This window comes from Mesorhizobium sp. ORS 3428, assembly GCF_001854785.1.
Taxonomy (GTDB): Bacteria; Pseudomonadota; Alphaproteobacteria; order Rhizobiales; family Rhizobiaceae; genus Mesorhizobium.
In genome coordinates, this window is the sequence record NZ_MDFL01000001.1 from 115,316 (window position 1) to 141,862 (window position 26,547).

A 26,547-nucleotide genomic window follows, 5' to 3' on the forward strand; every position below is an offset into this window, starting at 1 on the left:
ATTGCGGAATGCCATATTGTCTGACAATACGCATAATTCGTGAGCAATGTGGAGAGCAAAATGACGAAGCGGATCATGTTCACCGGCGGCAGTGGCAAGGCCGGCCGCCATGTCGTGCAATATCTGGTCGAGCATGGCTGCCAGGTGCTCAACATCGACACCAGGCCGCTCGACAACCCAAAGGTGCGCACGCTGATCACCGACATCACCGACAGCGGCCAGGTGTTCAACGCGCTGTCGAGCTATATGGGGCTGCACGAGTTCGATCCGTCGCTGCGGGCGCAGCCGGTCGATGCCGTGGTGCATTTCGCCGCCATCCCGCGCATCATGATCACGCCCGACAACGAGGTGTTCCGCATCAATGCGATGGGCACTTACAATGTCATCGACGCGGCGGTGAAGCTCGGCATCCGCAAGGTGATCATCGCTTCCAGCGAGACGACCTACGGTCTGGTCTTCGCCAACGAGCCGCGCAACCCGACGCATTTCCCGCTCGACGAGGACTACGATGTCGATCCGATGGACAGCTATGCGCTGTCGAAGATCGTCAACGAGAAGACGGCGCGGGCCTTTGCGCTGCGCAGCGGCTTCGACATCTATGCGCTGCGCATCGGCAACGTCATCGAGCCGCATGAATATGCGCTGTTCCCGAAATGGTTCGCCGATCCCGGCTTCCGCAAGCGCATCGCCTGGAGCTACATCGACGCCCGCGATCTCGGGCAGATCACGCTGCGCGCCATCGAGAAGGATGGGCTGGGCTACCAGGTGTTCAACGCGGCCAATGACGACACCTCGTCCGATTTACCGACGGCCGAACTCCTGGAGCGTTTCTATCCCGGCGTCCCGGTGAAGACCGAGCTCGGCGAATTCGAGACGCTGCTGTCGAACCGCAAGGCGCGCGACGTGCTCGGCTTCCGGCCGGAGCATAGCTGGCGCAAATACGTCAAGACCGCGTGAGGGGTGCAAAATCGCGGCTGAGCTGTGCACATCGCGCCGCCTTGCGGCAAAGCTAGCTTGCCGTGCTTGACAGCTTCTGAAAACCGGACTTTCTGGATATATGAGGGACGCAAAGCCGAACAACGAAAAAAAGCCGACGAAAGCGGCGCTTGCCGAGCGTCCGGCGGGTGTCCGCCGGCCCGATGCGCCGCGCATCCCGGGCGCCAGCGTGCATACGTCGCTGGCCAGCGAGATCGGCCTGCGGATCGTGCGCGGCGATTATCCGCCAGGCACCATTCTGCCCAACGAAGCCAAATGGTCGGAAACCTTCGACGTCAGCCGCTCGGCGGTTCGCGAGGCGATCAAGATGTTGATGGCAAAGAGCCTTCTGGCGTCGCGGCCCAAGATCGGCAGTTGGGTGGAGCCGAAGGAGCGCTGGAACCTCCTCGACCGCGATGTGCTCTCCTGGTACGCGACCTCGCCGGACCGTGAAGTCTTCCTCAAAACGGTCCAGGAATTCCGCCACATCATCGAGCCGGAGGCGACCGCCTTTGCCGCGATGCGGCGCACCGACGAGCAGATGGCCGAGATCAGCCAGGCCTGCCGCGAGATGGGCGAGGCGACCAACCTGCAGGAGCGGACACGCGCCGACACGCGCTTCCACCTCGCCATATTGCGGGCGTCGGGCAACGACCTCCTGGTCCCGCTCGGCGTGCTGATCGAATCCGCCTTCGACCATCTCTTCACCTACACGACGCGCGAACTTGACGATCTGCAGCACGCCCAGAAATTGCACGAGGCGATCGAAAGGAATATCCGGCTGCAAAGGCCGGATGCCGCACGCAACGCCGTGCGCAAGCTGCTCGCCAATACGGACGAGGTCATAAGATCGAGGTAGGCCGCCGCCTGGCACGCCAGGCTTCGCGCAAGCCGGCTAATTCTGCTTTTCGCGCCCGAAGGCGACGCGCAGTTCATCCTTCGCCTTTTCCAGCACCCGCTTGCGTGATTCCGGCAAATTCCTGCCGGCGCGGTTGATGTAGAAATTCAGCATCGACATTGCGGACCGGAACGGCTCTGCCTTGCGGCGATGGCTGTGCTCGGCCGAGCGCTTCAGCGAGGAGGCGATCTTTTTCGCATCGTCGGATTCGAAGATGTGTTCCTCAAGATCCAGCGCATCGCTGTGCTCGGTCACCTCGGCCGACCATTTCTTCTTGGCGGTCATGGCAAGACTCCTTCCTTGAGGCACAACTCCATGGAAAGAGGCCGGTTCCGGTTTCTGGAGCCACGGATTTGTGCGTCGTGGTGCTGCTCGGCGCGGGAAATGCGCCGATAGTGGGCTGAAACCGCCAGATTTTGAAGAATCGCGGATAGGAAACGCTTTTGACGACAATTCCCGGAGACTCGGCAAGCGGCACCGGCATCGACAGCTTCTATGCCTGGATGCGGCTTGCTGTTTCGGTGCTGCTGGCGACGATCGGCGGCGCCGGCATGTGGTCGGTGGTCGTGGTCCTGCCCGCCGTGCAGGCCGAATTCGGCGTCGATCGCGCCGCCGCCTCGATGCCCTACACCGCGACCATGGTCGGCTTTGCCGCCGGCAATGTGCTGGTCGGGCGTGCCATCGACCGCATGGGCTACTGGATACCGGCGCTTGCCACCGCAGCGGCGCTCAGCGCAGGCTTTCTTCTTGCCTCGCTCACCACGTCGATCCTCGTATTCACCCTCGTCCAGGGCCTTCTGATAGGGGGCGGGTCGTCGGCGATCTTCGGTCCGCTGATCGCCGACGTTTCGCACTGGTTCCACCGCCGCCGCGGCGTCGCGGTCACCGTGGCTGCCTCCGGCAGCTACCTTGCCGGCTCGCTCTGGCCGACGGTCATGCCCTATGCGATGCAGAGCGAGGGCTGGCGCTTCACCTATGCGGCGATCGGCGTGATCTGCCTCGCGACAATGGTGCCGCTGGTGCTGATGCTGCGCCGCGCAGCGCCGCATCAGGCGGCTCCGGGCGCGCCGGGCAGCCGGCCGGTTCGGCCGATCTCGCTGTCGCCCGCCGCTCTGCAGGCGCTGCTGGTCGTCGCCGGTTTCGGCTGCTGCATGGCGATGTCGATGCCCCAGGTGCACATCGTCGCCTACTGCATGGACCTCGGCTATGGTGTCGCGCACGGTGCCGACATGCTGTCGATCATGCTGGCGGCGGGCGTCGTCAGCCGCATCGGCTCGGGCTTTATCGCCGACCGCATCGGCGCGGTGAACACGCTTCTGATCGGCTCGGCGCTGCAATGCCTGTCGCTGTTCTTCTACATTCCATTCGACGGGCTGGCCTCGCTCTATGTGGTCTCGCTGGTGTTCGGCCTGTCGCAAGGCGGGATCGTGCCCTGCTATGCGATCATCGTGCGCGACTACATGCCGGCGAAGGAGGCCGGCCAACGTGTCGGCATCGTCATGATGGCAACGATCTTCGGCATGGCGGCGGGCGGATGGATGTCGGGATGGATCTATGATCTTACCGGTTCCTATGCGGCCGCATTCCTCAACGGCATCGTCTGGAACCTGGTGAACCTAGCCGCGATCTCATTGCTTCTGTGGAAGGCCAACCGAAGCGCATCAGCGGTGGCATGAACGCAAGCGAAGGAACAACCAAGCCGTTTGAAGATCTCCGTTCCGCGCGGGCGATCGTCGTGATGGGCGTGGCCGGCTGCGGCAAGACGGCCGTCGGCGAGGCGCTGGCCGAGAAGCTGAAGGCGGTCTTCATCGAAGGCGACAGGTTGCATCCGGCGGAAAACGTGGYGCGGATGGCGCGCGGCGAGCCACTGACGGACGCGCTGCGCGAGGGCTGGCTCGACGCCATCGGCGAGCGCATTGCGRCCTCCGTCGGCGGCGGGCAGAAAGTCGTGGCGGCCTGCTCGGCGCTGAAACGAAGCTACCGCGATCGTCTGCGCGGTTTCTGCCCTGACCTCGCCTTCCTCTATCTCAAGATCGATCGCGAGACCACCTGGCGGAGGGTTTCGGGCCGCAAAGGCCACTTCATGCCGGCCAGCCTGGTCGACAGCCAGTTCGCCACCCTGGAAGAACCGGGGGCGGACGAGCACGCAGTGACGATGGATGCGACGCGGAGCGTCGGCGGCATCGTAAGGGAAGCGCTCGGTTAATGCATGTCGCCCAAAACTGCGCAGCGGTTTTGGGGAACGACAAGACTTAAAGCGCGTCGTCTGAATATGTTTTAGCGCGACGCGCTTTATCCGGCGTCGTTGCCGACCGCGGCTTGATCCTGCTGCTCGGTGAGACGGTAGGCGCCCGACCAGGTCAACATCTGCTCCGGATGCAGTTTCAACGCCTCCAGCAGACGATCGCGCTTGAGCAGGACGTAGCCCGCCTGCAGGACGAGGTTCTTCGCCGCCATGTCCCTTGCCCGCAGGGAAGCCGGCTGGATGGTCGCATCGGGCTTCAGTTCAGGGCTGATGATCGCCCGGTACTGCCGAAACGGCTCGGTCTCCAGCGTCGACATGGCAAACAGCGCAGCACCTGCACGTGCCGCGAAGTTCGCCGGAGCCGAGGCGAGGTGGGTCCAGCCACGCTCGCCCATGGCAAGCTCCGTGAAGCTGGAGCCTGCATGGATGGTGTTGGTCATCAGCACGACGCCGTTCTCCTTCAGCGTCTTCTGGATGCGCGCCGTGACCTGGTACGCGTCGGCGCGCTCGAAGACGATGCGGCTCTTCAGGAAGCGGTTTTCGACCTTGACCAGCGGCGGGTTGATCACATGCAGGCCGAATTTGCTTTCCGAGAAGCCGTGGAAGTCGACGCTGACCTGATGAGCTTCGATGCCGGCTTCGAAGAGAGCGCGCTTGCCCATGATGGTCTGGGCAGCGAACTGGTCACACCAGACGATGGCGCCGCGGCCGCGCTGCAAGGCCTGGCGCAAGCCGTCGAGGCCCTCGACCCGGATTGTCGGCGACCAGCGGCGCGGAACGACATGGGCGGCAAGCATCAGGCGACGGCGATGCGCGGCGGCGAGATAACCCCTGAAAAGGCTCTGCGTGTCGGCGTCATCGCCAAGCACGGCTTTTACCGCGACGTCATAGCGATCGAATTCCTTGCGAAAATGGCGCTTGCGTCGCAGCGTCGAGGCCCGGTCGCAGATCGGCGCCCACCATGCGACCGGCAGTGCCGCCGCCACACCGAGATAGAAGCAGGACAGCAGGCTTTCGCGCAGATCCTTGTTGGAGAAGCGGCGCAATTTGCCTGGCTGGACGAGCTTGCGGCTGAAGAAGCGCACGCTTTCACCGCGCTCAGGCACCGGCACGTCGGCGATGATCTCGGTATGATAAATGTTGGCGGATGACGGTTGCCGTTTGGCGCTGCGGGAATTGCCCAGCCATGGCAGCCTCATGCGTCAGACACCCCAACCTTGTTCCGTCCGTCAGCCGCTTTACTGCGTCCATCGCGCGCAGACAACCAACGGCACGGCGCCGCGGTTGGGTGATCAGATCTGCGAGGTCAGTTCGGCCGGGAAATCGTCGTTGTCGGCGTCGCGCATGGCGGCGAGGCTGCGATTGTCGAGCACCTCGGCGATCGCTTGGCGCACTTCCAGCATCATATGACGGACCTGGCACGTCGCCTCGTCGCAATCTTTGCAGCGCTGGTATTGCGTGCGGCTGGCGCAAGGGATCGGCGCCAGCGGCCCGTCAAGCACGCGCACGACATGGCCGATCTTGATCTCGGAAGCGGGCCTGGCAAGGCGGTAGCCGCCTTCCTTGCCCTTGCGGCTCTGCACGAAGCCGGCATTGCGCAATTCGCCCAGGATCGCATCCAGGAACTTCTTCGGGATATTGTTGGCGACCGCTATGTCGTTCACGAATGCGAGCTGGCCAGCCGRCAGGCCGGAAAGATGCACGAGAGCCTTGAGGCCGTATTTGCCTTTTTTGGTCAGCATGCCCGATTCAGTTTCATCAAACCCCAGTTGCACTGCATCTGGCGGTTGTTTGTGTGCAAATCATGACAGTATGGCCGAGCAGATCGATTTGGCACAACAATTCGTCAGCACAGGTTTAGGCGCAAACGCGTTGATTCTTTGTAACTTTTAAACACTGGCCGCTGCAATTTCCGGCAGCAAAAGCGATGCCGGCTTGGGACGCGGAGAAAACCGGCAAATGCCCGGTTTTCTTCAGGAGGCCGGAAAAAGCTTCCAGCGGCGCGGCCTGAAGGCCACTCGGCTCTTCTGCGCCGCCGGATGGTCGACCGGCAGTTCGATCTCGACGCGCTGGCGTTCGCCGCCCACCTCGAGCTCGACACGCCTCGTGCCGGCGACGCGGCGGCTGGCGGCGACCGTCCCGGCGATGCAGCCGCTGCAGCCTTCGAGAAGCTCGACATCGTGCGGGCGGAAGTAGAGCAGGGCCTCGCCGGAAGGAGCGTGCGGCGCCTGCAGTCCGATCGGCCTGTCGGCGATCCAGACCTCGCCACTGTCGACCTTGACCGGCAGCGAGCTCGATTCGCCGATGAAGCTGTAGACGAAGGGCGAGTTCGGCATGTCATAGATATCGTCGGCTGTGCCAACCTGCTCGATGCGGCCCTGGCTCATCACCACCACGCGGTCGGCGAGCTCGAGCGCCTCCTCCTGGTCGTGGGTGACGAAAACCGTCGTGTGGCCGGTGGCATCGTGGATCTCACGCAGCCAGCGGCGCAGCTCGCGGCGCACCTGCGCGTCGAGGGCGCCGAACGGCTCGTCGAGCAGCAGCACCTTGGGCTCGATCGCCATGGCGCGCGCGAGCGCTACACGCTGGCGCTGGCCGCCGGAGAGCTGCGCCGGATAGCGCTTTTCCAGCCCGGAGAGCTGGACAAGATCGAGGAGCTCGGAAGCGCGGCGGCGGATTTCCTGCGTCGACGGCCTCGCCGCGCCATGCCGGACCTTGAGGCCGAAGCCGATATTGTCGGCCACCGTCATGTGGCGGAACAGCGCGTAATGCTGGAAGACGAAGCCGACATTGCGCTCCTGGATCGACTTCTGCGAGGCGTCCTCGTCGCCGAAGAAGATCGCGCCCTTGGTCGGCCGCTCCAGGYCGGCGATCAGCCTGAGCAGGGTGGTCTTGCCGGAACCTGAGGGCCCAAGCAGCGCGATGAGCTCGCCGGAGCCGATGTCGAGCGACACGTCGTGGAGCGCCGGAAACCGCTCAAACTCCTTGCGCACGTTGACAACGCGAACTTCCATAAAGATCCCTCAGTCAGTGTCCGCGCGTCGCGGCGAGCTCGGCGCCGTAGCGCATCTCGAGAAGCGTTTTCAAAACCAGCGTCACCAGCGCCAGGCCGGCCAGCAGCGAAGCCACGGCGAAGGCGCCTGCGGCGTTGTACTCATTGTAGAGGATTTCAACATGCAGCGGCATGGTGTTGGTGAGGCCGCGTATGTGGCCCGACACCACCGACACAGCGCCGAACTCGCCCATGGCGCGCGCGTTGCAGAGAAGCACGCCGTAGAGCAGCCCCCATTTGACGTTGGGCAGCGTCACATACCAGAAGGTCTGCCAGCCACTGGCGCCGAGCGAGAGGGCCGCCTCCTCGTCGCCATTGCCCTGTTCCTGCATCAGCGGGATCAGWTCGCGGGCAACAAAGGGGAAGGTGACGAACACGGTGGCGAGCACGATGCCCGRAACGGCGAACAGGATGACGATGCCGTGCGCCTTCAGCCATTCGCCGAGCAGCCCCTGCGCGCCGAAGAGCAGTACATAGACCAGGCCGGAAATGACCGGCGACACCGAGAAGGGGAGGTCGATCAGCGTGGTCAGGAACGCCTTGCCCTTGAACTCGAACTTGGCGATCGCCCAGGCGGCCGAGATGCCGAAAACGACGTTGAGCGGCACCGAGATCGCCGCCACCAGCAGCGTCAGGCGGACGGCCGATCGCGTGTCGGGGCTCGTAAGCGCTTCCGTGTAGGCGGCGATTCCGTTGGCAAGTGCCTCGTGGAAGACGACAATCAGCGGCAGAAGCAGGAAGACGGCGAGGAAGGCGAGGGCGATCGCCATCAGCGCGGCCTTCACCGGCCGGCTTTCGGTCACCGCAGCCGACTGGCTCTCGTGAAACGGCTCGTAGGATTTGATCTCGGGCTCAGCCATAGCGCTTGCGGCTCCATGTCTGCACGAGGTTGACGACCAGGAGCATGACGAACGACAGCGCCAGCATGATCGCGGCGATCGCGGTTGCCGCCTCGTAATTGTATTCCTCGAGCCTGATGACGATCAGAAGGGGCGCGATCTCCGATTTGAAGGGCAGGTTGCCGGCGATGAAGATGACCGAGCCGTATTCGCCGACGCCGCGCGCGAAGGCGAGCGAGAAACCGGTGACGATGGCCGGCGCCAGGCCGGGGAAGAGCACGCGGGTGATGATCTGGAAGCGGCTGGCGCCAAGCGTGGCGGCCGCTTCCTCGACCTCCTTGTCGAGCTCCTCCATGACCGGCTGGACAGTGCGCACGACGAAAGGCAGCCCGATGAAGACCAGCGCCACGACGATGCCGACCGGCGTATAGGCGACCTTGATGCCGAGCGGCATCAGCAGCTGGCCGATCCAGCCGTTCGGCGCATAAAGCGTGGTGAGCGCGATGCCGGCGACCGCCGTGGGCAGCGCAAAGGGCAGGTCGACCATAGCATCGGCGATGCGGCGCCCGAGGAAACGGTAACGGACCAGCACCCAGGCGACGACGGTGCCGAAAACCACATTGACGGCGGCAGCGATGAGGGCGGCGCCAAAGCTGATCTTGAGCGCGTTGAGGGTGCGCCGGTCGGCGGCGATCGCCCAGAAATCGATCCAGCCGAGTGCGGCCGAACGCCAGACCAGTCCGGAGAGCGGAATGAGGATGATGAGCGTGAGGTAGGCAAGCGAGAAGCCGAGCGTCAATCCGAAGCCCGGAATGACGCTCGGCTGTCTGAACCGCCACGCCGCTTTAGCGGGTGCTGTGGTCATGCTCTTCCGGATCGCCCCTTCTCTTGAAACCAGAATGGCCGTTCGCAGTCGCTTTCGAAAGGCGCGCCTGACCCGCCCGGCCGTCTGGCCTTACCGGGCCGGCTTATAGATCTGGTCGAAGATACCGCCGTCGCCGAAATGGTAGGGCTGCGCCTTTTTCCAGCCGCCGAACTGCGGGTCGTCGATGGTGACAAGCTTGATCGGCGGCAGCTTAGCGAGATCCTCGGCGGGCACGAGGTCTGGCTTGGCCGGGCGGTAGTGGTTCTTGGCGATCAAGGTCTGGCCTTCCTTGGAATAGAGCCAGCTGAGATAGGCCTCGGCAACCTTGCGCGTGCCCTTGGCGTCGACATTGGCATCGACCACGGCGACCGGCGGCTCGGCCAGGATCGAACTCGGCGGATAGACGACGTCGAAATTATCGGCACCGAACTCGTCGAGCGCGAGATAGGCCTCGTTTTCCCAGGCGATCAGCACGTCGCCGAGGCCCTTCTGCGCGAAGGTCGTGGTCGAGCCGCGGGCACCGGTGTCGAGGATCGGGACGTTCGCATAAAGCTTGCCGACGAATTCCTTGGTCTTGGCTTCGTCGTTGCCGTCATTGGCGTTGGCGTAGGCCCAGGCGGCGAGGTAGTTCCAGCGCGCGCCTCCTGAAGTCTTCGGGTTCGGGGTGATCACCTGGACGCCGTCCTTCACCAGATCGTTCCAGTCGCGGATGCCCTTGGGGTTGCCCTTGCGCACCAGGAAGATGATGGTCGAGGTGTAGGGCRCCGAGTTGTTCTCGAACTTCGTGCGCCAGTCCGGATTGATCTTCTTCGTTTTCGAAGCGATGGCGTTGATGTCGCTTTCGAGCGCGAGGGTCACGACATCGGCGTCGAGGCCGTCAATGACGGCCCGGGCCTGTGCGCCCGATCCGCCATGCGACTGCTGGATGGTGACGGTTTCGCCGGTCTGTGCCTTCCAATGCGCGGCAAACGCTTCGTCATAAGCCTTGTAGAGTTCACGTGTGGGGTCGTAGGACACATTCAAAATGGTCGTGTCGGCAAATGCGAAACCGAGCGTGCCGAACTGGACGGATGTGGCGACCAGGGCGCCGAGCAGTTTCGTGAAATGAGGGTTGGTCATTTCCGCCTCCGTTGAACTGCACGAATTCTAGCGACTTTATAGAAATTAGATGCATTGAATGTTCCCTTTTTCACCTCCTCGCAGCAATTTTTCGCCGAGCTTTGCCAGAATGGGGGAATAGCTTCCTCAACGGGCGGCAACGTCGTTCCGTGTCAGCCGGCCTAATTAGGGCCGGTCCCGCTTGAGGCAAGTCCTACGGCCGTCGGCAGTCACCGGGAAATCGAAGCGCTGTTCGGCGAAGGCTCGTTGGCCAGCGTGAAGTGCCACCATTCGCGGGCATAGTTGCAAAAGCCGGCAGCGTGTGGCGTTTCGGAAAGGCAACGCGCTGAATCGCTTGGCGCCTTCTATTCAACAAAAACCTTCACCGTGGCCGCGCGCCCAGCGGCGTCGATCACCGTCAACGTCGAGTAGCCGGTGCCGTCCGGCTGCCAGGTCGCGGTGCGGCGGCGGTCGATGCCCGCGAGCGGCTTGCCGTTGGCTAGCCAGCGGAACGGCGCCCTGCCGCCCTGAAGCTTCAGCACCAGCGGCGTCGCGTCTCCCGAATTGGTGCCGAGATCGACGCGGGCACCATCCGGCGGGAAGATGATAGTGGGCGCCGGCTCGGTCGGTGTTGCCTGCACCAGCCCGTCCGATCCGGCGCCGAAGCGGGCGAGCGTCACCGGCAATTCCTCGCGTTTGGGGTTGAAGACGCCCGGCGGACGGCCGGGCAGCGGCACGCTGGCCAGACCCGAGCGGACAAAGCCTTCGAACAGGATCGGCGCGGCCGAGACATAGCCGGAAAGGCCGGGGATGGGGCTGGCGTCGGCACGGCCCACCCAAACACCCAGCACATAGCGGCCGTCGAAGCCGACCGACCAGGCATCGCGATAGCCATAGGAAGTGCCGGTCTTGTAGGCGATGCCGCGCGGGGCAGCCCCTTCCGGGGGCTTAACACCGGACAATATGTCATTGATTTGCCAGGCCGCCTGGTCGTCGAGGATGGTGGCGGAGGTGCGCTGGGCATTGGCCGGCTCGGTGCCGTCATGCAGCGTGTGCATCTTCCCGCCATTGGCGAGGCCGGTATAGAGCTGCACCAGGTCGCGCAAAGTGACGCCGACGCCGCCAAGCCCGATCGCCAGGCCTGGCGCCTCGTTGATCGGCAGGATTGGGTTGACGCCGGCCTGGCGGAAGCGCGCCGTCAGCCGCGCCGGGCCAACGGCGTCGAGCACCCGGATCGCCGGCACGTTGAGCGACAGCTGCAACGCCTGGCGGATGCTGACGTCGCCCTGGTAGCCCATGTCGAAGTTCTTCGGCCGGTAGCCGCCGAAATCGGYCGGGCTGTCCTCGATGATCGTCTCCTGCGCCACCAGGCCCTGCTCGAAGGCCAGCCCGTAGATGAAGGGCTTCAGCGTCGAGCCCGGYGAGCGCACGACCTTGGTCATGTCGATCCAACCGGAACGGCTGGCGTCGAAGAAATCGGCGGAGCCGACCTCGCCGAGGATGTCGCCGGTGCGCGCATCGGCCATCACCATGGCAACGGACAGCTTCGGGCCGAGTTTTCTGGCAGCGTCCTTCGCCACCTGCTCCAGCCCTTGCTGGACGCTTCTGCGGATGGTGAGCTGCAGCGGCTTGCCGGGCTCGGCCTTGGGCAGCATGGCATAGGAGGCGTGCGCCGCCAGCGCCGGCAGCTTGCGGCRCAGGCCGGCGACGTCGTCGAGCGCGGCGCGCGCGGCCTCTCTATCGTTGAGTAGGCCGGCCGAAACCATACGGGTGAGCACGCGGTCGCGCGCGGCATGCGCGATGTCGAGGTTGCGGTCGGGCCGGCGTTTTTCCGGCAGCTGCGGCAACGCCACGAGCAGGGCCGATTCCGAAACGGTCAGCCGTTTCGGTTCCTTGCCGAAATAGGCGAGCGAAGCGGCGCGCACGCCTTCGAGATTGCCGCCGTAAGGCGCAAGCGTCAGGTAGCGCTCGAGAATCTCCTGCTTGGAAAGCCGCCGTTCGATCTGGATGGCGCGCAGGATCTGCTTGAGCTTGGAGCCGAGACTGCGGCTGTCGCGCGGCTCGATCAGCCGGGCAAGCTGCATTGACAGCGTCGAGCCGCCGGAAACGATATGGCCGCTGGCGACGAACTGGCCGGCGGCGCGGCAGAGCGCCAGCACGTCGACGCCCCGGTGGTCCCAGAAGCGCTTGTCCTCATAGGCGACCAGCATGTCGACGAACTGCTTGTCGACCTGGTCGAGCCGCGTTTCGAGCCGCCAGTAGCCGTCCGGCGTTGCGAATGCACGCAAAAGCTGGCCGTCGCGATCCTGCACTTCGGTCGAGACGGTCAGGGTTGCCGGCAGCGGCGGCGGGAAGGCGCGGTCGAGCTCCCAGAGGGCGGCTGCGGAAAGGGCGACAAGGCAGGCGAAAGAGATGCCTGCTATGGCCGTGCGGCGGAAGATTTTTCTCGAGAGCATGGCGCCGCCCCTCATCCGCCTGCCGGCACCTTCTCCCCGTATAGTGACGGGGAGAAGGGAGCTGGCTGCAGCGCTGGCGACCCCTCTCCCCGTCGTTCACGGGGAGAGGGTAAGGGTGAGGGGCAGCGCGATGTTGCGTGGTTAGCCTCAGCCGCGCAGGTGGCGATCCCTTTCATCGTTACTCCGCCTTGACCTCCATCATGCCGGAGGCGGTGCGGGCCGAGTATTGCGGCCGATACATGTCCTCCACCGTCGCCGCCGGATGGGCGTAGGTGCCGGGCGTCACGGCGCGCACGACATAGGCCAGCGTGATGTTGCGGTCGCCATCGCCCTCGTTGGGGTTGAAGGCCGCGACGAAACGGTCGTCGCGGAACTCCAGATGCGCGGCGTCGGTCTGCGCCAGCCAGGAGAAGTTCGACAATTGCGCGCTGGAGACCAGGCTTGGATTGTCGATCTCGAAGCCGGCCGGCAACAGGTCGGTGATCAGCAGGCGCGAAGGCCATTTGTTCTGCTCGTAGACCTTGAACACGACCACGTAACGCTCGTTCTGCTTGGCCTCCGTCACATTGGCCTCGGTGCCGTCGAGCTTGTAGTAGGTGCGCTCGATGGTGAAGCCGTCGCCGCCGGCCGGCAGCGGCTCGACTGGTGCGGCCACCGCCGTAACAACCGCCTGCAGCGGCGTCTTGCCGGTGTTGGCGATGGTGAGCGGGCTGTCAACCAGCTCACTGCCGGCGACCCGGTCGGAATAGCCGCCCGAATGCGGCGCGCCATTGACGGAAAGCATGATGGACTCATTGCCTTCCTTCAGCGCCCGCGCGGCGAGCAGCATCCAGGATTCGTCCTGGGTGCTCGTCCAACTGGCGTCGGCGCGCTCCCTCGCCACCAGCTTGATCAGCTGCGGGACGATGCTCGGCACCGGCTTCGATTCAGCCGCCAGGGCCAGCATCGCCGCACCATCGCGGAGCGGCGAGCCGTAGTCGGAGCGGTAGTAGTCATACTCGGTGCTTGCCTTTGCCAGACGCAGCGCCGCCTGGAAGGTGGCTTCCGAACGCTGCGTGTCACCATAGAGCGCGAGGCTTGCCGCGAGCTGGGCGACGGCCATGGGGCTCGAGAAGGCTTCGAGCTGCGTGTCGGCGTAATAGCGCAGGTCGCCGATCGAGGCCTTCTTGTTGCGGGCGAGCACGTAGAGCGCATAGGCGATGTCRCTGCCGCGGTCCTGGACATCCTGGTCGTAGCCGAGCGAGTTCTGCAGGTTGTTCAGAGCCTGGTTCATAGCCTGCGCCGGGACGTCGTATTTCTGCTCGCGCGCCCGGGTCAGGAACTCGGTGACATAGGCGTCGAGCCAGAGATCGCCGGAGCCCGGACCCCAGAGGCCGAAGCTGCCGCCTGAGGCCTGGTAGCTTAGCACCCTGTAGATGGCGTCCTGGATGCGGCCGTGCAGCTCGGGATCGCTCCCCATGCCGATGCTGGCGGCCATGTCATTGACATAGAGCAGCGGCATGGCGCGGCTGGTGGTCTGCTCGGCGCAGCCATAGGGGTAGTGGTCGAGACTCATCAGCAGCGAGGGCACGTCGAAGGCGGACGCCTGCGAGACGCCGACGCTCACCGAAGCGCCGTCGAGCACGCTTGCGGCGAGCAATTCCTTGTCGACGCGCAGCGCGCCGCCATTGGGCTTCAGGTCGACCACCATGCGGTTGGTGACCGGAAGCTGCGACGGGCGCACCGGCAGATAGAGCGTCTGCTCGACCTCGGTTCCACTGTCATGCGCGAGCTTGACGGTGATCGAAGCATCGCCAGCCGTCCGCRCAATCAGCGGGAAGGAGAGCGATTGCCTCTTGCCCTGTGCGAGCGTCAGCTTCTCGGGCAGGGGCTTGTCGCCGGTCGAGAGATCGCGTGTCGTGGTGACCGACAGCTTGTAATCGCCGGCAGGACCGTCGGTGTCGGCGATGTCGAGACGCATCGTGGCGGCATCGCCCGGGGCCAGGAAGCGTGGCAGGCCCGCGGTGATCACTACCGGATCGCGCACGATCACATCGGTCTGCGCATGCCCGACCGCTTCCTTGGTCCAGGCGACAGCCATGACGCGCACCGTGCCGTTGAACTGCGGCAGGTCGAAGTCGATGCGCGCCTTGCCGTCGGCACCGAGCTCGACCGGGCCGGAGAAGAAGGCCACCAGCTTTTCGGTTGGCGGGCTGCCTTGCGACTGCATGTTGGCGCYGTCACCGCCGGTCCGCAGTTTGCCGGTGGTGCCGAGCGAGCCGTCGATCAGGCGGCCATAGAGGTCGCGGATCTCGAGTCCCAGCATGCGCTGGCCGAAGAACCAGTTCTCCGGATCCGGCGCCTTGTAGTTGGTGAGGTTGAGGATGCCGACATCGACGGCCGCAACCATCACATAGGCGTTGCTGCCGGGTTGAGCGCCGTTGACGGCGACCGGGATCGACAGTTGCTGGCGCGGGGCGGTCTTTTCGGGCGGCGTCAGCGTGACGGCGAGTTTCTTCGAGCCCGGATCGACGGTCAGCCATTTGACGCCGATGGCGCGGGCCGGCATGCGCGACTGCTCGGCATCGCCCGGCCTGAACAAGGTCGCCGTGACATAGGCGCCGGCGCCCCAGTCGTCGCCGACCGGAATGTCGACGGTGCCGCCGCCGGCCGGCACCGAGGCGGTGACGGTCTTGAGCAGTTTCTCGGCTCCGATTGTGACGAGCAGCTCGCCGGCAAAATGCGGCGAAACCTTCAGCTTAGCGACCTCGCCGCCGGCGTAAGTATCTTTGTCGAGAGCGATCTCCAGGCCGTCAGGTGTCTCGGTGGTGGTGGAGGCGACATACCAGCCGGCGTCGAACTCATAGCTGGTCGCCGGTCCGTCGGGGTCGGCCGTCTCGACCTCAAGCCGGTAGCGGCCCCAGTCGACGGGCAGCGACACGGTCGCCTCGCCATCGTCCCTCAGGTCGATCTGGCCGTTGGCGACGGCCTTGGTCAGATTCACCGGTTCATAGTTCCAGGAATTGTTGGAACGATACCATTGGTAATTGCGCTCGACCTTCACCAGTGACCACTGGGCGCCTTTCAGCTCCTCGCGCTTGCCGTTCGGATCGACGGCGATGATGCTGAACTTCGCCGTTCCGCCTTGCGGCACCTCGCCGCCTTGGAAGTCGGGGCGGATGCCGATCATGTCCTTTTCCGGATGGACGGCGACGTCGAGCGAGCGTTCGACGGCGCGGCCGCCGGCCTCCCGCATGCGCACGGTGACCTTGGCATTGACCAGCTTGGTGGTGGACGGCAGCTGGTCGATCGAGACCGGAAAGCTCGCCTTGCCGTTGTCGCCGACGACGGGAAGGTTGCTGAGAGGCGTCACCGAAGGCTCGGACGACTGCTCGTCGGCGAGGCCGAAGGTGAAATTCTTGAACCGGTCCCAACCGCTGGTGGTCGACAGCGTCATCTCGCCTTCCAGCGCAAGGCCGGCGGCTGGTGCGCCGTAGAGGAAGCGTCCGTCAACGCTGACATTGGCGGTCTCGCCTTGGGCGAGCTCCTTCTTGTCGGCCGTCAGGTCAAACTCGATGCGATCCGGCACAAAGTCCTCGACCAGGAACATCTGGCTCGCCACCGGCGCCTGCTTGGGATCGGTGTAGATCGACACCGTCCAGGTGCCGCGCATGGCGTTGGGCTCCAGCGGCAGATCGACGGCGTGGCCGCCGGCCGAGGCGCCGTCGCTGACGATGCGGCGGTTCTCGACGCCGTCAGGCCGCATGAAGATGAAGGTCAGCGGCAGGTTCCCGACCGCCTTGGCGGCACCGTCGCGGGCAAGGGCCGCCACATGCACGTCCTCGCCGGCGCGGTAGATGCCGCGCTCGGTCCAGGCATAGACGTCGAGCGCGCCGGGCGCGGTACGGCCAGCGACGCCGCGATCCGACAAGTCGAAGCCGGCGCGGCCCATGTCGAGGAAGACGAAGTCGTTGTCGCCCTGCCTGGCCATCAGCACGGCCGGCACCATGCCGCCTTCGCCGCGCGTCAGCCCGGGGTTGAAGACCACATGGCCTTCGGCATCGGTGGTCGCCGCGCCGAGGATCTCGTTGTTCTTGGCAAGYAGCGTCACTTCGGCGCCGGGAATCGGCTTGGCGGAGCCGAGCGAACGGGCAAAGACGTTCAGCCCATCCTGGCCGGCATAGGTGGACAAGCCGATATCGGAAACGACGAACCACTGGGTGGCGCGCGAATTGTAGTCGTCGCTCTTTTCGTCGACCGGTTGCGCGGTCAGCACATAGACGCCGGGCTTGCGATGCGGGATCGCTTCGTCCACCGGGAAGGAGGTGGTGACCTCCTTGTTGAGGTCGTTGGCGATGTCGAGCGTGCCTTCCCAGACGGGCTCGCCGATCTGGCCGGAAATGGTGGAAATGTCATAGCCGTCGAGCTGATGCAGGAACTGATAGCCGGACAGAAGCTGCGCCAGGGACCGGTCGCCGATGCGGTAGAGCTTCATCTTGGCGGCGTTCATATTGACGGTGACCACCGGAATGCCGCGGCGCGCGCCGGCCGGCAGCACAAAGCTGTCGCCGGTGAAGCGAGCCGATGGAGCGCGATCCTGGACATAGATCGACAGCACGACCGGGGCGGCGATCGTCTCGCCGATGGCGGCCGGCAGGCCGGCGCGGAAGGTCACGTCATAGTGCTGGCCGTGCTCCAGCCCCTCGACGCAGATCTGTTTGTCCTTGGCCTCGACGGCCTTGGGAGCGGCGTTGTCGACAGTGACGAACTGCGAATAGTCGACGCCGGTCTTGACCAGTTCCTCGGAAAACTGCGCGCAGATGCGCGGCGAAGCGGAATCGGCATCGACCGTGTGCTCGACGACGCGGAAGCCCTTGCGCGCCTTGAGATCGGCATAGTCGGCCTGGACTGCGGGCGAATTCACCAGCGCGAGGCTCGCCTCATAGGCCTGCAGCGCCGGCCGGAAGAGGTCACGCTTATCGAGGCCTTCGGCAAGCAGCGCCAGCGCCTCGGCGCGGGTCTTTGCGGTGCGCACCAGCTTGTAGGCGTTGAACGCGGCCGAGGTGACATTTGCCGGCAAGGTGGATGGTTCGGAGGTGTTGGCAGCCGGCTGCACGCCCAGCGTCTCACGCGCCAGTGCCAGCCAGAGCGCGCCGTCGTCCGGYAGGACGGACAGTGCTGCCTGGTATTTTTGCATGGCCAGGCGATGGTCTCCGGTCCGCGCCGCCTGCTCGGCCGCGGCCTGGAGCGCCGCCAGCCCCTCGGTCGGCTTGTCATAGGCCRGATCTGTCAGCTTGTTGCGGAACTGCTGGGCCTGGTCGGCCATCCAGTTGGGAAAAAAGGCAAGCGCCGGCGGGGCGCCGATGTCGGGGTCGCCATCGACATTGACGATCTTGCCGGCGACGGCGCCGCCGAAGGGTTTCAGCTGGTTATAGTCGGATTTGAGAAAGCACCACTTGGCCTTGGTGTTGTAGGTGAAGGCGCGGCAGGCGGGATCGCCGAGGCATGTGGTCTTGCACTGGTCGAGGCTGACATTCTGGTCCGACCTCAGGTCGAAACCGAAATAGTCGGAATTGTCCTTCGTCACAATTCRCCGGGCTTCGGCCGCTTGCGCGGCGGCGCTCAATGCGAAGAAGATAAGGAGAAGTAAAGAGAGACCACGAGCCGCGCGCATTGCCACATCACCCTCCCGACATTGCAGCGTCCGGGTATGAGCAAGCGTCAAGCGGGCTTGTCAACGCCGGAACGCGGCAGGTTTTTCAACCTGCCAACGGTTTCCACGCCGGCCAAAGGCCGGTATTTCGACAGAACCTCTATGAGATGGATCACACATTCTTGCGAAAGTGCAAAAGGTGTGAATTCCAAGCCCGGTCTATTTCAGACAATTGGATTGTGGCCCCTTTACGAGCGTTTCAGAACTTCATTCCAATTTTAGTTTTGTCGACTAGGTTGTCCTAATGCGGGCRCATGAAACGCAGATGTCAGGAGGGATCGCGCCAGGGCGCAGGCTCCCGCGCGCCCTGCTTTTCGCCCTTGTCTGCTCGGTCACRCTTGCCGGCGCGGCGTTGCCTGCGGCCGCTTTCGAGATTTTCGGCATAAAGCTCTGGGGTTCGTCCAAGGACGAGGATGCCGACATCGTCAATCCGCTGCGCTATTCGGTGACCATTAGCGCGCCGGACGCCGACAAGGATCTGCTCAAGAAGCTCGAGGATGCCTCGGCGCTCAAGAACGACGAGGAGCATCCGGTGTCGGGGTCGCTCGGCCTGATGGCCAAGGCGCGGAGCGACCGCGAACATCTCGTTGCCGCGCTTTACGCCGACGCCCGATACGAAGGCGTGGTCACCATCACCATCCAGGGCAAGTCCATAGACGAACTGCCGCCGGACGCCGAATTCAAGGGGCCGCAGCCCATCCCGGTGATGGTCAACATTACCGTCGGACCGAAATTCACCCTGGGCAACATCAGGCTGAAAGGCGACGCGGCCGGGCTGGCCAGCGCCGATTTCGGCCTGATCGCCGGCGGGGATGCCTCATCGGGGGCCGTGATCAAGGCAGAAGCGGCGATCGTGCGGGCGTTGAAGGAGGAGGGCAGACCGCTCGCCAAGGTCACGGATCGCGAGATCGTCGCCGATCATGCCACCTCAACGCTCGACGTCACGCTGACGGTGGCCGCCGGCCCGGTCGCCGGCTATGGCGCCACCACAGTCGAGGGCACCGAGAAGGTCGATCGCGACTTCACCGAGTACATGACCGGCCTCAAGCGCGGCCAGCAATATTCGCCGCAGGAGATCGACGATGCCCGCGACCGCCTGCTCGGGCTCGAGGTCTTCAACAGCGTGAGCATCAAGGAAGGCGACAGGCTCGACGCCAACGGCAACATTCCGATCAATGTGCAGGTCAGCGAGCGCAAGCCGCACTTCTTCGGCTTGGGCGRCACGTATTCGAATACAGAAGGCTTGGGGCTGGAGGRCTATTGGGGCCACCGCAATCTGTTCGGCCGGGCGGAAAAGCTGCGCATCGACGGCTCGATCAGCGGCATYGGCGCCAACAGCATTTCCAAACTCAACTACAATGCCGGCATCATGTTCGAGAAGCCGGGCGTGCTCGGGCCGACATCGAAGTTCTTCACCGGCATCAAGACGGTGTTCGAGCACCCCGACGCCTACGACCATTTCTCGGTCAAGGGCAATTTGGGCGTCTCCTACGACCTCGACAAAAAGCAGAGAGTTTCGGCAGAATTTGCCCTCGATTACTCAAGGATCACCGACGTCTTCGGCAAGCACACCTATCTGATCGCCAGCGTTCCGCTGCAATATGTCTATGACAGCCGCGACAACAAGCTCAACCCGACCAGCGGTTTTCGGGCGCTCGCCTATGCCGAACCGAGCTACGACATCCTGAACGGCGCGACCTTCCTCAAGCTGAAGGGCGAAGRCTCCGCCTACCAGTCGCTCGATACGGCAAGCAAATTCGTGCTGGCCGAACGTGCCACCATCGGTTCGATCGTCGGCACCAGCCTGCAGAATGTTCCGGCCGACCGGCGCTTCTATTCGGGCGGCGGCGGTTCGGTCCGCGGCTATGCCTATCAGGGGATCGGTCCGAAGGACATCAACGGGAAGCCGATCGGCGGCCTCTCCCTCTTCGAGACCTCGATCGAGATGCGCATCGCCGTCACCGACACGATCGGCATCGTGCCCTTCGTCGATGCCGGCACGGTCTCGACCAAATCCTTCCCCGATTTCTCGCATGTCAAGGCCGGCGCCGGCGTCGGCTTGCGCTATCTCACGCCGTTCGGGCCGCTGCGCATCGATGCCGCCGTGCCGCTCAACCGCGATCCAAGCGATCCGCATTTCGGCATCTATGCCGGCATCGGGCAGGCGTTCTGATGATGAGGATCTTCTGGCGCATCCTTCGCATCTTTCTCTACGCGCTGCTCGTCCTGATAGTGGTGGCGGTCGGCGCGCTCGCCGTGCTGACCGGCACCGAAGGCGGCCGCCAGAATCTGGCAAGCCTGATTTCGACCATGGCCTCGACGGAGGACCRCAAGGTCACCGTCAGCGGCATCGAGGGCATATGGTCGGGTGCGTTGCGGCTGGATCATATCGTGCTGGAGGACCGCACCGGGCCCTGGCTGGTGGCGCGCAAGGTGGCGCTCGACTGGTCGCCGACGGCGTTGCTGTCGCGCAATTTCAACGCCGACCGGATCGCGGCCGAGCGCATCGAGCTGGCGCGGCTGCCTCAGGCCAGCCAACAGCCGTCGCGAGGCGGATCGACCAGCCTGCCGGTCTCGATCGACGTCAAGCAGATCGACCTGCCGGAAATAGCGCTCGGGCAGGAACTCGCCGGCAGCGGCATTGCGGAACTCGCCGCCAAGGGCTCGCTCAGGGCCGATCCGTCGCCGCTGGCGATCGAGACGGTGCTCAACGTCGCGCGTCACGACGGCAAGCAAGGCAATGTCGACGCCAAGGTCTATTTCGCGCCGGCCGACAACAAGCTCGACCTCGACCTCAAGGCATCGGAGCCGGTGGGCGGCATCATCGCCAATCTGCTTAAGCTGCCGGATGCGCCGCCTGTCAACATCGTCGTTTCGGGCACCGGGCCGCTCGCCAACTGGAACGGCATCGGCACCTTCGTTGTCGACCGCCAGATCGTCACCCAGCTCACCGGCCGCCATCAGCTGAACGACAAGGGTCACTATATCGAGGCCAAGGGCGACGGCGAATTCGAGCGTTTCGTGCCGCAAAAGTTCAAGTCGCTGTTTGCCGGCAAGACGTCCTTCGATGTTGCCGGCGTCGCGACCACAAGCGGCGGGGTCGATATCGAGCGGGCCAGCATAGAGAGCGGCACGGTCCACGGCACGGCGACCGGCAATGTCGACCCGAAAGGCGCCAACGACCTTGCCGTCGAGCTTTCGGCCAAGGACAAGCCCGTCACCATCGATGTCGGCAACAGCGCGGTGCCGATCCTGGTCGCTGTCGAGAAGGCGACCGCACGCGCCTTCGGCAACGGCAAGGCGCCGGCGGTCGATATCGGCACGTCGTTGGCCTCGGTGGCCGTCGGCGGCACACAGCTCAACAATCTGACGGGAGAGATCCATTCCAACGGCTTCGATGTCGAGACCCTTAGCGGCCCGGTCAGCGTCAAGCTCGCCGCCGCTGGCCTGAAGACCGATGTGGCGACGCTGGCGCCGCTGGTGACTGGCAAGCTCRCCGCCGATCTTTCCGGCTCGATCAGCCGCGAGACCGTGACCATCGATCAGGGCACGCTGCGCAGCGACGCGCTCAACGCCACGCTGACGGCCGGCGTCTCGCTCGCCGATCTGTCGATGACGCTGAAGATGAATGCCGACGCGGTGTCGACGGCGCTGCCGCCGCAGATCAGCTCGCTACTCGGCCAGCGGGTGAAATTCTCGGCCACCGCGACCCGCGATCCGCAAGGGGCGTTCGCCGCCAATTCGCTGCAACTTACCTCGGGCTCGCTCAGTGCCAGCGGTACCGCAAGCGCGCAAGGCTCGGACATCCAGGCCGACGTCAAGGGCTCGCTGGGCGACGTCTCGGCGCTGTCGTCACTCGCCGGCACGCCGCTGGCCGGCGGGATCAATTTCGCGCTTACGACGAGCGGCCCGCGCTGGGCGCCGGACTTTTCGGTTTCGGCCGACAGCGCCAGCCTGACCGCGGCCGGCCGCACCGTGAAGGACATCAAGCTCTCCGCCAAGGGCAAGGCCGACATCGCCAACCCATCGGCCGATGTTTCGCTGACGGGCAGCGCCGCAGACCAGCCGCTCGACATCAGGGCGTCGCTGGTGACCGCCGACGGCAAGCGCTCGATMCGGGGGCTCAGCCTGGCGCTYGGCGACGAYAAGGTTTCGGGCGATCTYGCGCTCGACGATCGGTTCCTGCCGCTTGGCACGCTGACGCTYGCCGTGCCTGACATTGCGCCGCTGGCGGCGCTTGGCGGCCAGACGGCGACCGGCGACATCAACGGCACGATCGCCTTCGCCAAGGACGGCGAGGCRCCGACCGTGACCATCAATGCGGCCAGCGGATCGATCGCGCGGGGTGATCTCGCGGCAAAGACGATCACCGTCAACGCATTGATCGCCAACTATCTCAAGGGGCCGGCGATTTCGGGCACCATCAAGGCCGACAGCGTGACWTCCGGAAGCACGGTGATCAGCGGCATCGGCATCGATTTGAAGCGCGACGGCGACTGGACCAATTTTGCCGGCAGCGCGACGGCGTCGGGCATTCCGGCCACCGCCAGCGGCCGTGTCAAGATTGCCGGCGGCAAGACCAGCGTCGAGATCGCCTCCGGCGAGGCGACGGTGCGCGGCATCAAGGCGGCGATCGCCGAGCCTTCCAGCCTCTCGATCGCCAACGGCGTCGCCAGCATCGAAAAGCTCGCGCTCAATCTCGGCGGCGGCGCRGCGACGGTTTCCGGCAGCGCCGGTCAGATCCTCGACCTGACGGCCAATTTCGCCAGGCTGCCGGCAGCGCTCGCCAATGACTTCGTGACTGGCCTTGATGCGGCCGGAACGCTGGAAGGCACGGCGCACGTCTCCGGTCCGACCTCCAGCCCTGATGTTCGCTTCAACGCCAAGCTCGCCGGCGCCGAGACCAGCCAGACCCGCCAGGCAGGGCTTGGGCCGCTCAATCTCGATGCTGCCGGCAGCGTCTCGACGGCGGGCGGCCTGACAATCGACCAGGCGACGCTTTCCGGCGACAAGGTCTCGGGCAAGGCCGCCGGCACGATCAATCCGAACGGCGCCAGCGATTTCTCGCTCGATCTCGCCTCGAACGGGCCGAGCCTGCCGCTCAAATTCGGCACCGCCGCAAGCCCGGTCGAGCTGGAAATGCAGGCGGTTTCGGTGAAGGCCGCCGGGCAGGGCGCGACGCCGCGGCTCGACATCTCGGCCACACTGCCCTCCGCCACGGCCAACCACGTCAAGGTGGAAGGCCTGGCGCTGGCGCTCCATTCCGACGGGTTCGACGTCAAGACCCGGACCGGGCCGGTCTCCGGCATGGTCGCGGCCGACAAGATCGATCTCGACAATCCGACGGTTGCACCGCTGGTCGCCGGCAAGGTCACGGCCAAAATCGCCGGCAGCCTTGCTCCGGATGCGATCACCATCGACAGCGGCTCGGCAACCACCGGCGCGGTGGACGGAGCCTTCAACGGCCGGGTATCGTTTGCCGACGGCTCCRTCGACTTCACCGTCAAGGCGGATGTGCTTTCTGCCGCCTTGCCGGCGGCCGTGCGCGGCGTGCTCGCCGAACGCACGCAACTCAGTGCCACGACGCAACGCGACGCCAAGGGCAATGTCAGCGTCGGCCCGGTGAGGGTCGCRTCGGGCGCGTTCACCGCCGACGGTCAGGCGAGCGTCGCCGACAACAAWCTYRGCGCYRCCGTCAAGGGCGCGCTTGGCGACATTTCGCTGCTGTCGAAGGATGCCAAGGGCGCCATCACCTTCGCCCTCGACGCGCAGGGCGCCGTAACGGCGCCGGATCTTTCCCTGACCGTGAACAGCGACCGGCTTTCGGTGGCGGCGCGCGAGATCACCGGACTCAAGCTGACCGCGACCGGCAAGGCGGATGCCGCCAATCCGGCGGCCAATATGCAACTGACCGGCAATGTCGCCGGGCAGCCGCTGCAGGGCAATGCCGTGCTTGCCACCACCAACGGCAAGAGTGCGATCAACGGGCTTCTGCTGTCGCTGGGATCGAGCAGGATCTCCGGCGATCTGGCGCTCGACGAGGCGTTTGTGCCGGTGGGCACCGTGTCGCTCGACCTGCCAGACATCGGGCCGCTGGCGGCGCTTGCGCTGGAAAAGGCCGAGGGGGACGTGCGCGGATCGATCGCCTTCTCGAAAACCGGCAACGGACCGAACGTCGCCGTCAAGGCGACTACGGCGGCAATCAGGCGCGGCGACCTCTCGGCCAAGAATGTCGCCATCGACGCGCAGATCGCCAACTACCTCACCGCGCCGGTGATTTCCGGCAAGGTGCGCGCCGATAGCGTGATCTCGGGCGGCACCGCCGTCATCGGCATCGATGTCGACCTGAAGCGCGACGGCGACTGGACCGGCTTTTCCGGCGGCGCCACGGTCAAGAACATTCCGGCCAAGGCGGCCGGCCGGGTCAAGGTGACGAACGGCACGACGACCATCGAGCTTGCTTCCGGCCAGGCGACGGTTCAGGGCATCAAGGCGGCGATCGCACAGGCTTCGACCGTGACCATCGCCAACGGCGCGACGACGCTGGACAAGCTCGTGCTCAACCTCGGCGGCGGCACGGCCACGGTGACCGGCAAGGTGGGGCAGGCGCTCGACATCAACGCCAATCTGGCCAGGGTGCCGGTGTCGCTCGCCAACAACTTTTCGCCAGGCCTCGACGCGGCCGGCTCGATCTCGGGCACGGCCAAGGTGTCCGGTGCCACGGCCAGCCCTGCGGTCGCATTCAAAGTCAACGCTTCCGGCGTGCAGATCTCGCAGACGCGCAGCGCGGGGCTTGGCGGCATGAACGTGTCGTCGTCGGGAACCTTCGCCGCCAACAAGCTTGCCTTCGACGCCGACATCAGCGACGGCGCCGGTCTCGGTCTCAAGGGCGGCGGCACGGTGACGACCGCTGGCGCGCCGACCCTGGCGCTCGACTTCAAGGGCAAGGTGCCGTTCTCCTTCCTTGCCGCCAAGCTGGCCGCGCAAGGCCTTGCGCTTAACGGCACCGCGAATGTCGACGTGCAAGTCCGCGGCCCGGCATCCTCGCCGGTGATCAGCGGCAAAGTCACCACGTCCGGCGCGCGCCTCATCGACGCGCGTTCCGGACTTGCCGTCAATGACATCGCAGCCGACGTCTCGATCGGCGGCGGCGTTGCGAGGATCAATCGCCTGACCGGCACGCTTTCGACGCGCGGCAGCCTTTCGGCCAGCGGTACCGTCGGCATCACCCCCGCGCAGGGCTTCCCAGCCGATCTGTCGGTCAAGCTCACCGACGGCCGCTATACCGACGGCAGGGTTGTCACCGCCAATCTCGGCGGCGACCTGACCATCAAGGGACCGCTCGTCTCGGCGCCGGTGATCGCCGGCACCATCAATCTGGCAAGGACCGTCATCACCGTTCCGGAAAAACTACCGGGCTCGCTCTCGGCGCTCGACGTCAAGCACAAGAACGCGCCCAGAGCGGTGCGCGCGCAGGACAAGGCGCTGCGCCCGGCCACGTCCAGCGGCAACAGCAACAGCGGAAGCGGCCTTGTCCTCGACGTCACGGTCAACGCGCCGAATCAGATCTTCATCCAGGGCAGGGGCGTCGATGCCGAGCTCGGCGGCTCGCTTAAGCTGACCGGCCCGGCTTCCTCACCGCAAGCGGTGGGCACCTTCACCTTGCAGCGCGGACGGCTGACAGTCCTTGCCAAGCGGCTGACCTTCACCGAGGGCACGGTCGGGTTCCAGGGTTCGCTGGTGCCTTACCTCAACCTGACGGCGACCACGACGACGAGCAGCGCAACGGTTACGATCGTTGTGTCGGGCGAGGCCACCAATCCGAAATTCACTTTCTCCTCCGTACCGGCGCTGCCGCAGGACGAGATCCTTGCACAGCTCATATTCGGTCAATCCATGTCCAAGCTGTCACCGCTGCAGATCGCGCAACTGGCGCAAGCCGCCGCGCAGTTGGCGGGCGTCGGCGGCTCGACCTCGCTTCTCGAAAACCTGCAAAACGCCATCGGCGTCGACAATCTCGACGTGACGACGGACGAGAAGGGYGGCACCGCCGTCTCGGCCGGCAAGTACCTCAACGACCGCACCTATGTGACGATCCAGAAGGGCGACAAGCCGGGCTCCGGCAAGGCGACGATCGACCTCGATGTCGGGCGCGGTGTCAAGCTGCGCGGCGAGGCCAACGATGCGGGCGAAGCAAAAGGCGGCGTCTTCTACGAGCGCGAATATTGATGACAGGGCGCCCGCCCTCTGCGGGGCGACGAGCGCTTCTGCCGCGACCGCAAGGCCCCTATCCGCCTATATGTATTGATTTAATTGCCCTGTCGATTTTTTGGGAAATGTGCAGTGCACTAACAAATTTGCGTCAAGACTGTCGCTATCACGCGAACCGGCCTCGTTCCAAAGTTRCACATTTCCCCGACACGTTCC

15 protein-coding genes are annotated in these 26,547 nt (G+C 64.9%); 6 read left to right on the forward strand and 9 right to left on the reverse strand.

Translation table 11 applies throughout. The annotated features are described in order from the left end of the window. The first annotated feature begins 60 nt into the window (after positions 1-60). Entirely contained in the window at positions 61-957 is an 897-nt protein-coding gene (locus ORS3428_RS00530) for an NAD-dependent epimerase/dehydratase family protein (protein ID WP_071093849.1), read from the forward strand. A 100-nt stretch (positions 958-1,057) separates the two neighbouring features. Next, positions 1,058-1,834: a FadR/GntR family transcriptional regulator gene (locus ORS3428_RS00535; RefSeq protein ID WP_071093850.1), complete on the forward strand. Its 777-nt coding sequence runs from the start codon at positions 1,058-1,060 to the stop codon at positions 1,832-1,834. Between the two features lie 36 nt (positions 1,835-1,870). Here ORS3428_RS00535 and ORS3428_RS00540 read toward each other — a convergent pair whose 3' ends face one another. Then, positions 1,871-2,158 carry a DUF3175 domain-containing protein gene (locus ORS3428_RS00540; protein ID WP_071093851.1) on the reverse strand — a complete coding sequence of 96 codons (288 nt, stop codon included), beginning with the start codon at positions 2,156-2,158 and terminating at the stop codon, positions 1,871-1,873. Positions 2,159-2,376: 218 nt separating this feature from the next. On the opposite strand from ORS3428_RS00540, the gene ORS3428_RS00545 reads away from it, so the two are divergent. Together ORS3428_RS00545 and ORS3428_RS00550 are read left to right on the forward strand one after the other, a co-directional pair. Continuing rightward, positions 2,377-3,549 (forward strand): MFS transporter, encoded by a 1,173-nt coding sequence (locus ORS3428_RS00545; RefSeq protein ID WP_071094039.1) that lies wholly within the window; start codon positions 2,377-2,379, stop codon positions 3,547-3,549. Continuing rightward, positions 3,546-4,079: a gluconokinase gene (locus ORS3428_RS00550; RefSeq protein ID WP_071094040.1), complete on the forward strand. Its 534-nt coding sequence runs from the start codon at positions 3,546-3,548 to the stop codon at positions 4,077-4,079. The genes ORS3428_RS00545 and ORS3428_RS00550 overlap by 4 nt, the downstream gene beginning before the upstream one ends. An 86-nt stretch (positions 4,080-4,165) precedes the next feature. On the opposite strand, the gene ORS3428_RS00555 is transcribed toward ORS3428_RS00550, so the two are convergent. The 8 genes from ORS3428_RS00555 to ORS3428_RS00590 all read right to left on the reverse strand — a co-directional run bounded on the left by ORS3428_RS00555 (position 4,166) and on the right by ORS3428_RS00590 (position 18,087). Beyond that, complete coding sequence (locus ORS3428_RS00555) at positions 4,166-5,317, reverse strand: hypothetical protein (RefSeq protein WP_071093852.1); 1,152 nt, start codon at positions 5,315-5,317, stop codon at positions 4,166-4,168. Between the two features lie 93 nt (positions 5,318-5,410). After that, the gene (locus tag ORS3428_RS00560) at positions 5,411-5,860 is read right to left on the reverse strand and encodes an RrF2 family transcriptional regulator (RefSeq protein WP_071093853.1); all 450 of its coding nucleotides are present in this window, start codon (positions 5,858-5,860) and stop codon (positions 5,411-5,413) included. A 231-nt stretch (positions 5,861-6,091) separates the two neighbouring features. After that, on the reverse strand, positions 6,092-7,132 hold the full coding sequence (locus tag ORS3428_RS00565) for a sulfate/molybdate ABC transporter ATP-binding protein (protein ID WP_071093854.1): 1,041 nt from the start codon (positions 7,130-7,132) through the stop codon (positions 6,092-6,094). A 13-nt stretch (positions 7,133-7,145) separates the two neighbouring features. Further along, positions 7,146-8,030, reverse strand: a complete 885-nt coding sequence (gene cysW / locus ORS3428_RS00570) for a sulfate ABC transporter permease subunit CysW (RefSeq protein ID WP_071093855.1) — start codon at positions 8,028-8,030, stop codon at positions 7,146-7,148. Beyond that, on the reverse strand, positions 8,023-8,874 hold the full coding sequence (cysT, locus tag ORS3428_RS00575) for a sulfate ABC transporter permease subunit CysT (RefSeq protein ID WP_071093856.1): 852 nt from the start codon (positions 8,872-8,874) through the stop codon (positions 8,023-8,025). Before cysT ends, cysW begins: the two co-directional genes overlap by 8 nt. A 90-nt stretch (positions 8,875-8,964) precedes the next feature. Beyond that, the gene (locus tag ORS3428_RS00580; RefSeq protein ID WP_071093857.1) at positions 8,965-9,993 is read right to left on the reverse strand and encodes a sulfate ABC transporter substrate-binding protein; all 1,029 of its coding nucleotides are present in this window, start codon (positions 9,991-9,993) and stop codon (positions 8,965-8,967) included. A gap of 344 nt (positions 9,994-10,337) precedes the next feature. Next, positions 10,338-12,428, reverse strand: coding sequence for a penicillin-binding protein 1C (gene pbpC, locus ORS3428_RS00585; protein WP_108722941.1), 2,091 nt, complete (start codon positions 12,426-12,428; stop codon positions 10,338-10,340). 178 nt (positions 12,429-12,606) lie between these two features. Further along, on the reverse strand, positions 12,607-18,087 hold the full coding sequence (locus ORS3428_RS00590) for an alpha-2-macroglobulin family protein (RefSeq protein WP_071093859.1): 5,481 nt from the start codon (positions 18,085-18,087) through the stop codon (positions 12,607-12,609). A gap of 277 nt (positions 18,088-18,364) precedes the next feature. On the opposite strand from ORS3428_RS00590, the gene ORS3428_RS00595 reads away from it, so the two are divergent. Further along, on the forward strand, positions 18,365-20,293 hold the full coding sequence (locus ORS3428_RS00595) for an autotransporter assembly complex protein TamA (protein ID WP_071093860.1): 1,929 nt from the start codon (positions 18,365-18,367) through the stop codon (positions 20,291-20,293). A gap of 2 nt (positions 20,294-20,295) precedes the next feature. Further along, complete coding sequence (locus tag ORS3428_RS00600; RefSeq protein ID WP_071094041.1) at positions 20,296-26,349, forward strand: translocation/assembly module TamB domain-containing protein; 6,054 nt, start codon at positions 20,296-20,298, stop codon at positions 26,347-26,349. The last annotated feature ends 198 nt before the right edge of the window (positions 26,350-26,547 follow it).

Coding starts and splice junctions, on each gene's coding strand:
- ORS3428_RS00555 (WP_071093852.1), bottom strand. CDS start 5,317: ATGAGGCTGCCATGGCTGGGCAATTCCCGCAGCGCCAAACGGCAACCG.
- ORS3428_RS00535 (WP_071093850.1), top strand. CDS start 1,058: ATGAGGGACGCAAAGCCGAACAACGAAAAAAAGCCGACGAAAGCGGCG.
- cysT (WP_071093856.1), bottom strand. CDS start 8,874: ATGACCACAGCACCCGCTAAAGCGGCGTGGCGGTTCAGACAGCCGAGC.
- ORS3428_RS00545 (WP_071094039.1), top strand. CDS start 2,377: ATGCGGCTTGCTGTTTCGGTGCTGCTGGCGACGATCGGCGGCGCCGGC.
- ORS3428_RS00530 (WP_071093849.1), top strand. CDS start 61: ATGACGAAGCGGATCATGTTCACCGGCGGCAGTGGCAAGGCCGGCCGC.
- ORS3428_RS00540 (WP_071093851.1), bottom strand. CDS start 2,158: ATGACCGCCAAGAAGAAATGGTCGGCCGAGGTGACCGAGCACAGCGAT.